Genomic DNA, 11,711 nt, shown 5'->3' with positions numbered 1-11,711 from the left:
GAACCCCACAGCAAGTCCACGATGAGTACTTGAAAAGACAGTCTGCTGCGTAGATCAGCTTAATAACGCCTGTCCGGAATTAACGGGGCACACCAGTCGAAGCCCTGGGTGGGTTCCTTGCCATCCTCCGCACGGCAGATCCGGCCGACAAAGCGGAGATCTACAAGCAATTGGGGCTACGCCTCAGCTACAGCCATAAGACGCAGGTTGTGTCAGCTGAGGCCACACCAAGATCATTGGTGGACCTAGTGGCTGTGTCCGAGGGGGGACTCGACCCGTACGCCTATCCCCCGCAGGTTGACGAGCTGGCCCTTTGATCTCTGGTTTGAGGCTGCTACGCCCCGTCGGTTCAAGTATTTCTCCCATAGGCGACAGGAGCAGATTGCGCGCGGTCACGACGGCCGCTGGCGTTGTTCGTCGCCGACACTCATTGGGTCGGACTTGATATCGGCCAGGTTGCACGCAGGATCAACCCGATCGTGCGAGGCTGGATGCAGTACTACGGAGCGTTCTACCGCTCCGCGCTGAACCCACTCCTACAGCGTATCAACGGCTACATCATGCGCTGGCTCCGCAAGAAGTATCGACGGCTGCGAAACGTCAAGAGAGCTGTGGCGGCCTGGCAGCGGATCATCAGCCAGCAGCCGCGGCTCTTCGCTCACTGGGCGTGGGCCGCAGTGTCCTGGCGGACAGGATGACAAGAGCCCGGTGACGAGAGATCGTGCGCCGTCTAACTCGGCGCCAGATCGCCCCCGCAGGGGGCAGAGGTTCGGGAGGAGGTTACCTCTGGGCCACCCGCCTTACCTGAACGGGAAACCGGGAGGGGACAAGAGCATGGCGGGAAAGCGCGGGGTGCCGTGAAGGCGCCGAAGGTACTGCCGTGCAAGGCCCGCGTGATATGGCGAAGGCCAGACTGCTTGAAGCCCAGTCTCCAGCGGTGCAAACGTCACACCTCCCGACACGGCGCCTGTTGTCGGGGCCGCCGGCATAGGAGCGATTCCGACTTTCGTCGCTCTGAACCCTTCCGGCCGGCGGGCGACGGGCAGCGAGCTCGTTCAAGGGGACGGACCGGGACGCCTACGTCACGCTCGATACGTCTGGCGCATGAGGAATTCGGGATGGCCTACGGGGCGCGAGCCCTAGGGCTACGGAGGGTCCGTAGTAGTCGCGGGAGTCACGCCCTGCCTCGGAGGACGGGAGAGCCGTCTACATGGGCGAAGGGACCCAGGTGCTCAGATCGACAAGGACGGTGAGGTACGCGAGATGCGGGATGCCGCAACCGTACTGGAGATCATTCGTGAACGCGGCAGGAGAGGGCTGCCGTTGGAAAGGGTCTACCGGTGTCTGTTCAACCCGGACCTGTTTCTGCTCGCCTATGGGAAGATCTACCGCAACAAGGGGGCTATGACCGCCGGGGCCACCGGCGAGACCGTGGACGGCATGAGCCTCGGTAAGATCGAGGCCATTATCGAGGCGCTCCGGCAGGAGCGTTACCGATGGACCCCGGTTCGGCGCACCTACATCGAGAAGAAGAACTCGATGAAGAAACGACCGCTGGGGCTGCCGACCTGGTCGGACAAGCTGCTGCAGGAGGTACTGCGTCTGATCCTGGAGGCGTACTACGAGCCGCAGTTCTCCGACCGGTCCCACGGTTTCCGCCCGGGCCGTGGCTGCCACACCGCCTTGCAGGAAATCTCTCACCAATGGCACGGGACGGTGTGGTTCATCGAGGGCGACGTCACCGACTGTTTCGGATCTCTGGACCACTCGATCATGAGGTCGATCCTGGCCGAGAAAATCCACGACGGCCGGTTCCTGCGCCTGATCGACGAGCTGCTCCAGGCCGGATACCTGGAGGACTGGCGCTACCACGCGACGTTGAGCGGCTGTCCGCAAGGCGGGGTGGTTTCGCCCGTCCTGTCAAACATCTACCTGGATCGGCTGGACAGGTTTATCGAACAGACTCTCTTACCTGCCTATAACCGGGGAGCGCGACGCACGCCCTATCGGCCCTATATGCGGTTGTGGCAACGCGCTTCCAGGCTGGAGAAGGCGGGAGACCGGGAGGCGGGTCTTGCGCTGCGCAGGCAGATGAAAACCATGCCCTCCCGCGACCCCGGCGATCCTGCCTACCGGCGGCTGCGCTACTGCCGTTACGCCGATGACTGGCTGCTGAGCTTCACCGGCCCCCGGCAGGAAGCCGAGGAGATCAAGGACGAGATAGGGCGGTTCCTGCGGGAGGAACTCGCGTTGGAGCTGTCCCCGACCAAGACCGTGATCACACATGGGCGGACGCAGGCCGCCCGGTTCCTCGGCTACGAGATAGTGGTGTTACACGCCGACCACAAGCGCGATCAGCGTGGCCACCGCAGCATCAACGCGGCGATCGGGCTGAAAGTGCCGGTCGATGTCATCCGTGCCAAGTGCGCACCCTACCTGCACCACGGCAGGCCGATCCGGCGGACCGAACGTACCGTCAATACTGACTTCAGTATCGTCGCGCAGTTCCAAGCCGAGTTCCGGGGTGTCGCGGAGTACTACCGGTTGGCGTTCAACCGCCATCGGCTCGGCTACCTGAAGTACGTCATGGAACGGTCACTGACCAAGACCCTGGCCCGCAAGTACCGGACCACGGTCCCGAAGGTCTACCGCCGTTACCGAGCCGTACTCGACACCGAGCACGGTCCACGTCGTGGCCTTCAGGTCACCGTGCACCGTGATGGCGGACGACCGCCGCTGGTGGCGCAATGGGGCGGCATCAGTCTGGCACGGGACACCACACCACGGCCCCTCAACGACAATCCGTCACGCATCTGGAACGGAAAACGGTCGGAACTCGTTCAACGGCTTCTGGCTGAGATCTGCGAACTATGCGGCTCCACGGAGCAGGTCGAAGTGCACCACATCAGGGCGCTCAAAGACCTCAACCCCAAGGGACGGAAAAAGCAACCCGAATGGGTCACACGGATGGCCTCCCGCCACCGCAAGACCCTCGTCGTCTGCCGCGCCTGCCACGAGGACATCCACGCCGGACGTCCCACACGCAGATCACGATAGGCACTGGAGAGCCAGCTGCTACGGAAAGCGGGCACGGCTGGTTCGGAGGGGGGCCGTCGGAAAAGGGCCAGGAAACTGGCACCTCGTCGGCGGCCTACCCTACGTCATGCCGGGATCTGTGGGAGCCCGGGGGTGTGATCCCCCCGGGCTACCCGACCGACGGCGACACAGTCCCCCCGCCGCCTGACCCAGCCCACCATCCCGCACCCACCGTCACGACCCAGCGAACGCGGCACGGGTCGGCGCCAGCCTGCCCACGTTCCGGTCCTTTTCCGATCAGCAATCCGCAGCTCAGTGATGCGATACAGCGCGACCATGGTCAGACGGGTGTCCAGGTCCGATTGAGTTCGTCGTCCATGAGCGACCGGACCCGAAGCAGTGCCTCGTCCAGACTGTGCCCTGTGGTCAGTGCCCTCCGCAGAGCCCAAGCCGCGAGCTTCACCTCGCGGACCCGGACCATGGCGAGCAGCCGCTGCTCGTCGTAGCCCTCCGGATACCGCTCGAACAGTGAGCGCCAAATGATGATTGGTCGGCCGAAGCGACGGACGTGGACGGCAGCCTCGCTCAGGTCCCACTCACGGCAGCCCAGCCCGACATACTCGAGATCGACCAGGACCGGTCCCTCATCCGTCAGGATCACGTTCCCGGGATGCGCGTCGCCGTGGCAGATCACTTCGTCGACGGAGGATTCGAGTAACGGAGACGGATCGCCGAGCACCCCGGCGCCGAGTTCGGCGACGATGAAGTCGTATTCCGGCGGACACCCCGAGCGCTCAGCGGCTTCACCCAAGTCCGGCAGACGCTGGGCACGGCGTTCCACCTCCCACACCGGTGTCAGTCCTCGCGGCAGAGAGTGGATGCCGTGCCAACGTGCGAGCACCTCGCCGAGCGACTCGTAGTCGTTCGTACCGGCCGGCCTCCCCTCGATCCGGAGCCACACGGTCACCGCGCCCACGCTTGTCGCAAGCGGTTGAACCGGCCACAGGTCGCTGAGACGGGCCGCCGGGACGTCGGCGTGACGCAGGGCCCTCGCTGTCTGCACCTCCTGCTGGGCCAGGTCGGTCCCTGCAGGGTGCAGCGAGACTCTGAAGACGTGTCCCGACGCGTGACCGAACGAAACGTTGTTCCCCCATCGAAGCAGGTCCAGATGCTCCGGGTCGGGCAGGCCGGCGACCTTGGCCAGACCGACCACATGCCGTCGTACCTCGTCGGGTCCAACGGGTTCGCGCGGGGGCCCGTCACCGCGGTGGAACGGGACGACCACGCCAAGCCTTTACCTCAACCTCGAGAGACTCCTTGTCGAGGTCCGCCACCCCCTCGTACCCGCTGGCATTCCGGAAGACCACGAGCGCGGAGCGCAACCGTTCAAGAGATGCCGTCGCCGAGGCCTTGTCGGTGTACAAGGAGCTGGGCAGCAGGAGGAACGCCGGCGGCCCGCCACGGTATGAGGGGACGTAGCCCGGCAGCAGCAGGGAGTGGGACTCCGCGTACGCGGAGAACGTGATCCACTGCCGGAAGCTCTCGCACACGTCCGGATAGCTGGGATCGTCCGCCGAGGTGCTCAAGGCCAGGCGCACCACTATGTCCATGCCTAACGATCCATGGTTGACGATCTCACCCAGGTCCCGGAAGGAATCGGATAGTAACTCGCGGTACAGCCTCGACACTGACATCAGACGGGTGACGTACTCGGAAAGCCCCGACCGGCCGAGGCGGGCGAGGACGAACTCCGCCATCACGATTCCGGTGCAGGACCGTGAGTTGTCCATCGTCCACTGATAGCTCGATCGGTCGCCCTGACGTCGTAGGAACGGGGCCGGTCCCTCGACAGGACTTTCGAGCCGGCTGAGCGAGTGTCCCCGCCGCGTCACGTAGCAACTCGAGGAATAGGCGGCGAGACCGGTCTTGTGGAAGTCCACACCGAATGAGTCGGCGAACCGAACACCGTCGAGGCGGGTGCTGACCTCGAGGATCGAGGCGCGCAAAGAGGGGTTGAGGTCGTCGAGGTGCCAGTCCTGATGCCGGATCGCCAGCCATGGCCATGTCACCACGGTGTCGGCATGCAGGTGCGGCGGAACGGCCAGGCCGTGCTCGCCGCTCACGCGGTCGATCACCGCACGTATGCCGGCGAGGTCGTCGACCCGGGTGTCGATGAGCGATCCGCCCGAGGCGAGCACCACCGGCACGATCACTTCCTCAGATATCGCCACCCTCAACTCGTTCTCGAGGGCCGCGACGTCCATCTCGCCTCGGGCATCCGCGGGAACCCTCCGGCACGACCCGCGCCCTAGCCCGAGCCAGTTGCATGCGCTTTCGATCGAGTAGTGCGCAAAAGGAGAGATCAGGACGCGGTAGGGTCGCCGAATCCCCTCGTCGACTGTCTCCGGGGCGATCCGGCGCAGCCCATGCCGTATCGCGTACATCAGGGTGCTCTTACCGCCGGACGTGAAAGTCCCACCGACGTCCTGTCCCCACCCGACGAGCCCCGCGAGGCGTCTGATGCACCGTTCCTCCACTAGGCCGAACCGGCCGGACGTCAGGTCCCAGATGGCGTTGGGGTTGATCTGCATGGTCAACGAGGCGATGGCGACCGCGTCGATCAGCGGCGACGGGCACAGATTGAACATCAGGTCCGGGCTATTCGCTCGGAAGCTTCCGTCGAATCCCTCGAGGGCGACCGTCAGCGCGCTCTCGCGGTCCATCCCCTCGGAAGGGATCTCGGGCCACTCATCGGGACCAGGGTAGGAGAAATCGACCCCAGAGAACTGTGCCTGACGTGGTCCACGCTTGATCTTGACTGCAGCCACGAGTTCGCGCAGCCGATCGGCCAGGAGAGTAAGATTCCCATCGTCCGGAGCTAGGAGATTTTCCTCGAGCGGCTCCCCGAGAAAGCTTTTCTCTCCAGGCGCGGCGGCCTCATTCCCGCTCGTCCCGTTGGAGTGATCCTCGGTCATCCTGGGCTCCTTCCTTGCGGCGCCAGAACCCGGAAGGCCTCACGCAGGACGCGCTCTTCCGGGCGAGGAATGAGCTCGGCTCGACCTGGTCCGCTGACCATCACGAATATCTGATGACCGGACGACCGCTTCTTGTCTGACGCGAGGAACGGCGTGATGTCCTCGAACGAGAGCCGGGACACCTCGGTCGGCAGGAACCATTCCTTCAGGAGTGCGCGCGTCAGGTCGGTGAGGCCGGGCTCCGTCCCCCCGAGGATCTCTCCCGCACGAGCCGCCACGAGCATTCCAAGTCCAACCGCCTCACCGTGCCGGTAGCCACGGAAATTCGTTGCCGACTCGATGGCCTGGCCCACGGTGTGCCCGTAGTTCAGGAACATACGCTCCGCCCGGTCGAACGGATCGGACTCGACCAATCTGATCTTCACCTCCAGGGCAGCCCGTATGCAGAGCGTCATTTCGTCAGAGGTGCTGAGGTCTTTGGTCGTGGATGCCGACCTGGTCGCCCACGACAGGATCCGCGGATCAGCGATCAGTCCGCACTTCAGAACCTCAGCCATCCCGGAGCTGAAGTCTCGCCGGGAGAGGCTGGCCAGGACCTCGGGGTCGATGACCACCAGCGATGGGTCGTAAAAGGTCCCCACGGCATTGCGCAGCCCCTGGAAGTTGACGGCGTTTTTACCCCCGACGGAGGCGTCGATTTGTGCCAGTAGCGTCGTGGGCAGGTGGATCAACCTCGTCCCTCGATGCCAGGTTGACGCAAGGAACCCGGCCAGATCACTGACCGTCCCTCCGCCCAGGGAGACCAGCAGGTCGCCGCGGGAGAAACCGAGCGAGGACAACAGTTCGTATCCCCGCCGGACGGTTGAGAGCGTCTTGGCCCGTTCGCCGTCTGGTACGGTCAGGACCGTGGTCGGCAGGCTCGAGGACATGAGGGCCGTGGCCGCAGACCGCGCATGACCGGACCTCACCGCTTTGCTGGTCACCAGCACCATCTGCCGTGCGTCAGGAAACCGCTTTATCCATGTGGGAGGCAGGTGAAGCGAACCTGGCCGGAACACGATCGCGGTGGAACCGAAGTCCCAGTCCGGGAAGACGCGCTCACTCCCTCTCCTTGAGCTACTCATCGGGGCCTAGCAGGGAGGCTCGAGCGGGGAAGCCAGCTCAACCGTGCTGGGATCCCGATGGGCAACGGGTGCCAATTCCTCCGCGACGGCGTCGATCACGTCGACCGAGACCGGCTTGGTGACCGCACGGCAATTCTCTCGGAGCTGCTCCGGAGCGGACGCGCCGATCACGACCGACCCCACGTTGCGTCTTGCCAGAAGCCAGCCCAGGGCCACCTCCGTCAGAGTCGTTCCCGCATCGGCGGCCAGCTCATGCGCCCGCCGCAGAGCAGCCGTGGTCTCGGAATCCATGAAGAGCCGGCGCATCTTCCGGCCGTCCTCGAGGTGATCAGCCCGCCGAATCCCTGAGCCGAGCGGCCCCGACAGGTACTTGCCTGTGAGCACGCCTTCCGCCAGTGGCGCCCACGCCGTCAGGCTGATGTCGGCCGAATCGCAGAAGTCCGCAATACTCGTCTCGGGAATCCGCCACAGCAGGGAATACTGAACCTGGTTGGTCACGAGGGGCAGCCCCAACTCCCGTGCTATCGGCTTTGCGGCCTCGATCTCGTCGACTTTCCATTCGCTCACGCCCACGAACCTAGTCATCCCCTCCGCGACGCATTCTGCGAACGCGGTCAGGGTCTCCTCTAGCGGAGTCCAGCGGTCGAAGCGGTGCGCCAGATACAGATCAAGGTAGTCGGTACGGAGGCGCTTGAGGGATGCCCGAACCGACGTGCGGATGTGGCGACGGGACAAACCCCAGTCCGTCGGCCCCCGACTACCCGTGGGCCAGAACACCTTCGACGTGATTTGCACCGTTGTCCGGTCGACGCCGCCGAGGACACGACCGAGACAGGATTCGGCCAGACCATTGCCGTACATGTCCGCGGTGTCGAACGAGGTGATCCCCGATTCCAGCGCCACGGCGACGCACTCGGCGGCGGCGGTGTCGCTGATCCGCACACCGTGGGTCATCCAGGTTCCGTACGTGAGCACGGAGACCCGCAGCGACGATACGCCTAGGTAACGTTGTTCCATCATCGGCACGGCAGACGACTGCGCCGGCATCGCGGACGATGCTCTGCGTCACTCGACCCCCAGCGAGTTGCGCACACAGCCAGAATGATAAAGTCTAGCAGTCGTGCATAGCAAGACTGCTTCTTCTAAATTTACGGATCAGTTACACCGCGCGTCGGACACTTTCCGGTCGAGGTCATCGAGTTGCTGCGCGGTCTTCCGAGTATCGGGGTGGTCGTCGCCGAACACCCGGCGCTGGCGGCTCAGAGTATCCTGGTGCAGGGCGCGGGCGGCGGCCAGGTCTCCCAACGTGTGGAGGTCCTCGGCGAGATTGTTCGCTGAGCGAAGCGTGTCGGGGTGGTCGTCACCAAGCAGGCGCCGACGGCGGGCCAGCGTGTCCTCGTGCAAGGCACGGGCGGCGGCCACATCCCCCAACGCCCACAGGCAGACGGCGAGGTCGTTGGCTGAGCGCAGCGCATCGGGGTGGTCGTCACCAAGCAGGCGCCGACGGCGGGCCAGCGTGTCCTCGTGCAAGGCGCGGGCGGCGGCCACATCCCCCAACGCACGGAGGTCCTCGGCCAGGTTGTGCGCCGTGCGCAGCGTCCTGGGATGATCTTCGTCGAGCACCCGTCGCTGGCGGGCGAGGGTGTCCTCGTGTAGGGCGCGGGCGGCGGCCACGTCCCCCAATGCGCGGAGGTCCTCGGCCAGGTTGTTCGCGGAGTGCGAGGTGTCCGGGTGGTCGTCACCGAGAAGGCGCCGACGGCGGGCCAGCGTGTCCTCGTCTAGCGCGCGCGCTGCCTGGCGCTCGCCGAGGTCAGCCAGAACGCAGGCGAGGTTGTTCGCTGAGCGAAGCGTGTCGGGGTGGTCGTCACCAAGCAGGCGCCGGCGGCGGGCCAGCGTGTCCTCGTGCAAGGCACGGGCGGCGGCCATATCCCCCAGTGCCCACAGGCAGACGGCGAAGTTGTTCGCTGAGTACAGGGTGTCGGGGTGGTCGTCACCGAGCAGGCGCCGGCGGCGGGCCAGGGTGTCCTCGTGCAGAGCGTGGGCGGCATTCTGATCGCCCAGCGCCCAGAGGCAGGCGGCAAGGTTGGTCGCCAATGCCAGCGTGTCTGGGTGGGTGGGACCCAGGGTGAGGGTCCAACGGAGCATGGTCCGTTCCGCGAGCAGACGACCGGTGGTGTCGCGGCCGGAGGTGTGAAGGTAGCGAGTGACGGCGAGGGCCAGTGCGCGGAACTGGTCGGGTTCGGGGCGGGCAGGGCTGGAACCGGGGTTCGGGTCGTCGGTGAGGGCTTGAACGTGGGGGGTAAGGGCGGCGTAGGACGGCCAGGACGCGGGGGAGTCCGGATCACCTGGGGCTGCCGTGGCAACTAGTTCTTGAGCGGCCCGATGGGTGCGGACCTGCTCGTCGACGGACAGCCGGCCTCGAAGAATGGCCTGGACGAGACGGTGGAGCTGTAGGGAAGTGCCGGCGTGCCGGGCCAGCCCGAGGCTTTTGATCTGTCGCACGACGGTCGCAGTCGTAGCGGTGTTGCCCACCCGGATCCCGAAGCGGCCCGCCGCGACCGTGGTCTCGGGGGTGAGAGGGACAGGTTCGGGGGCGCAGAAGGCGAGCTGGTCGAGGAGCGCGGCGGCGGGCGGGCTGGCGGCGTGCAGGCGCACGCGGCTGGCGGCCACGACCGCGGCCAGGCCGGGGTGTCGATCCAGGGTGGGGTCGGCCAACCCTGCCTGGTCCGGATGGGTGGAGAGCAACTGGAGGTAGTCGGCGACGTCCAGACTAGTGTCGGTGAGGAAACAGCCTGCCTGCTCGACCGCCAGCGGCAGGTCACCGACAGCCGCGGCGACCTGATCGGCTTGGGCGCCGGAGAGGGCCGGGCAGCGGCGTCGCAGCAGTACGACGGACTCCGCGCGATCGAACTCGCCGACCTCAAGCAGGTCGGCCACATGGCGAAGAGTTGGATTACGGCTGGTGATCAACATCTGACCGGTATCGGGGGGACGCAGGTCCGCTAGGCTGGCCGGGTCATCGACGTTGTCGTATATCAGCAGCCAGTCAGTCCGCTCGCGCAAGGTGGCCCACAGCAAGCGCAGTACGGTGACCGGCGGCCCGTCGGCGGGGAGGGACAGCGCGGTGGCCAGGTCGATCAGGTCGGTGGTAGCCAGGGTGGGATTATCCGCGTTGACCCACCAGACCGCGTGGTAGTCGACTGCGTGACGATGGGCGTATTCGATCGCCAGTTGGGTCTTGCCAACCCCGCCCATCCCCTGCAGTGGTACAATTGCCACAGGTTCGCCCGGCCCGCCAGGCACTGTCCGTAGGCGATTTTCGAGAATCTCGAGGAGATCGTTCCGTCCTGTGAAGAACGGGTTGCGGGCCGGGATGTTCCACACCGAAGGTTTCCGGCGGGGGAACACCGCCGCGTTCGCCGCCGCGGCGGTCAGGTCGTGAGCAGCGGTCGTTTGGCCGGGGAATGCCACTGGCCGAGGTGGCCGGCCTTTCCGGTCGGCGACTCCGTCCAGCAGCCGGCGGCGAGCCTCGCGCTCGTCGAACCCGGCAAGTTCGACGCGGATCAGCGGAGCGTAGAGTTCAGGGATCTGACAGTTCTCCACGACGACCGGCACGATCCGCCCGCTTCTGGGACTCGTGAAAGCGGCGGTGTGCTCGGCCTGCGCATGGCGCCCCGCGAAGTAGGCGTCGGTGTAGACCGCCAGCACCCGGTCGGCTCGTTCCAGCGCGATGCGCATAGCGTCCACGAAGTTCGTACCAGCCGCCCAGTCCCAAACGTCCAGCTCGACCGAGTACCCGGCATCGATCAACTGCCAGCCGATCCACCTCGCCCACTGATCGTCCGCGCCAGCATGCGAGATGAAAAAATCTTGTCGACCCATCCGGCCCCCGCCGCCACGACTGTGACTCATCCTGGTCACCCCCCATCATGGCGGAGACGCCAAAAGAGCTGACAACAACCCCGGTTTCCGTCACAGCGTGCCGGCGACCTGAGCGAGCTGGGCCAGGGTGGTGCGCCGCGGGCCGTAGCAGACGTAGTAGGCCAACTTGCGGAGGCGCGGTTGCGCCGCGCGAGCAGCCAGTGCCCCGCCCCCACCACATCCGGACCCGGATGGCGACCCGGGCCCAGTCGTAGTACTAGAGTGCCGCATCAGGCTACGTTTACCCAGTCCACGACCCGCTTTAGCTGCTGATCTTGGACATGGTTGGTCCGCCAGATGATGTACCGGCGGATCATGGACGCCTGGGCTCGGTGGTTGCGGTGGCCGGTGCCGTCGAGCGCGAAGTAGTGGTGTGCCCCGTTAATTCCGGACAGGCGTTATTAAGCTGATCTACGCAGCAGACTGTCTTTTCAAGTACTCATCGTGGACTTGCTGTGGGGTTCGGTAGTCGAGGGCCGAGTGGCGGCGTGTCGTATTGTAACGGAGTTCGATGTATCGGGCAATGTCGCGTCGGGCGTGTTCGCGGGTGGGGTAGACGGTGCGGTGAACACGTTCGTTTTTCAGGGTTGCGAAGAACGATTCGGCCATCGAGTTGTCGTAACAGATCCCGGTCCGGCCGACGGACTGGCGGATC

At 65.5% G+C, this 11,711-nt stretch carries 8 protein-coding genes and 2 pseudogenes; 2 read left to right on the top strand and 8 right to left on the bottom strand.

Translation table 11 applies throughout. The annotated features are described in order from the left end of the window. The first annotated feature begins 410 nt into the window (after positions 1-410). Both B207_RS0130535 and B207_RS0130530 read left to right on the top strand, forming a co-directional pair. A complete protein-coding gene (locus B207_RS0130535) occupies positions 411-698 on the top strand; it encodes a group II intron maturase-specific domain-containing protein (RefSeq protein ID WP_268258233.1) in 288 nt (95 codons plus the stop codon). Between the two features lie 565 nt (positions 699-1,263). Continuing rightward, a complete protein-coding gene (locus tag B207_RS0130530; protein ID WP_026311607.1) occupies positions 1,264-3,057 on the top strand; it encodes a reverse transcriptase/maturase family protein in 1,794 nt (597 codons plus the stop codon). A gap of 319 nt (positions 3,058-3,376) precedes the next feature. Here the strand turns inward: B207_RS0130530 and B207_RS0130525 are convergent, their stop codons facing one another. The 8 genes and pseudogenes from B207_RS0130525 to B207_RS39310 all read right to left on the bottom strand — a co-directional run. After that, entirely contained in the window at positions 3,377-4,249 is an 873-nt protein-coding gene (locus B207_RS0130525; protein WP_195905382.1) for a phosphotransferase family protein, read from the bottom strand. A gap of 46 nt (positions 4,250-4,295) precedes the next feature. Next, positions 4,296-6,011 carry a pyridoxal phosphate-dependent decarboxylase family protein gene (locus B207_RS0130520; protein WP_018640495.1) on the bottom strand — a complete coding sequence of 572 codons (1,716 nt, stop codon included), beginning with the start codon at positions 6,009-6,011 and terminating at the stop codon, positions 4,296-4,298. Beyond that, complete coding sequence (aroB, locus tag B207_RS36445) at positions 6,008-7,003, bottom strand: 3-dehydroquinate synthase (RefSeq protein ID WP_018640494.1); 996 nt, start codon at positions 7,001-7,003, stop codon at positions 6,008-6,010. The genes B207_RS0130520 and aroB overlap by 4 nt, the downstream gene beginning before the upstream one ends. 138 nt (positions 7,004-7,141) lie before the next feature. Continuing rightward, on the bottom strand, positions 7,142-8,182 hold the full coding sequence (locus B207_RS0130510) for an aldo/keto reductase (RefSeq protein ID WP_018640493.1): 1,041 nt from the start codon (positions 8,180-8,182) through the stop codon (positions 7,142-7,144). 108 nt (positions 8,183-8,290) lie between these two features. Continuing rightward, positions 8,291-11,017, bottom strand: coding sequence for an FxSxx-COOH system tetratricopeptide repeat protein (fxsT, locus tag B207_RS36440; RefSeq protein ID WP_084692397.1), 2,727 nt, complete (start codon positions 11,015-11,017; stop codon positions 8,291-8,293). Between the two features lie 96 nt (positions 11,018-11,113). Then, positions 11,114-11,270, bottom strand: a pseudogene (locus B207_RS43240) (IS701 family transposase); the annotation flags it as partial. Positions 11,271-11,286: 16 nt separating this feature from the next. Beyond that, a pseudogene (locus B207_RS43235) lies at positions 11,287-11,433 on the bottom strand (transposase); the annotation flags it as partial. Positions 11,434-11,467: 34 nt separating this feature from the next. Then, positions 11,468-11,711, bottom strand: a 244-nt coding sequence (locus tag B207_RS39310; RefSeq protein WP_154675481.1) for an integrase core domain-containing protein, incomplete at its 5' end; no start/stop codon positions are given.

Origin of the sequence: Parafrankia elaeagni, assembly GCF_000374165.1 — a bacterium.
In the GTDB taxonomy this organism is placed as follows: domain Bacteria; phylum Actinomycetota; class Actinomycetes; order Frankiales; family Frankiaceae; genus Parafrankia; species Parafrankia elaeagni.
This window is presented reverse-complemented; position numbering and strand designations above follow the sequence as displayed.

Bases quoted from the DNA above. Each gene is read 5' to 3' on its own strand.
- B207_RS0130530 (WP_026311607.1), top strand. From the start codon at position 1,264: ATGCGGGATGCCGCAACCGTACTGGAGATCATTCGTGAACGCGGCAGG.
- B207_RS0130520 (WP_018640495.1), bottom strand. From the start codon at position 6,011: ATGACCGAGGATCACTCCAACGGGACGAGCGGGAATGAGGCCGCCGCG.
- aroB (WP_018640494.1), bottom strand. From the start codon at position 7,003: ATGGTGCTGGTGACCAGCAAAGCGGTGAGGTCCGGTCATGCGCGGTCT.
- B207_RS0130510 (WP_018640493.1), bottom strand. From the start codon at position 8,182: ATGCCGGCGCAGTCGTCTGCCGTGCCGATGATGGAACAACGTTACCTA.
- fxsT (WP_084692397.1), bottom strand. From the start codon at position 11,017: ATGGGTCGACAAGATTTTTTCATCTCGCATGCTGGCGCGGACGATCAG.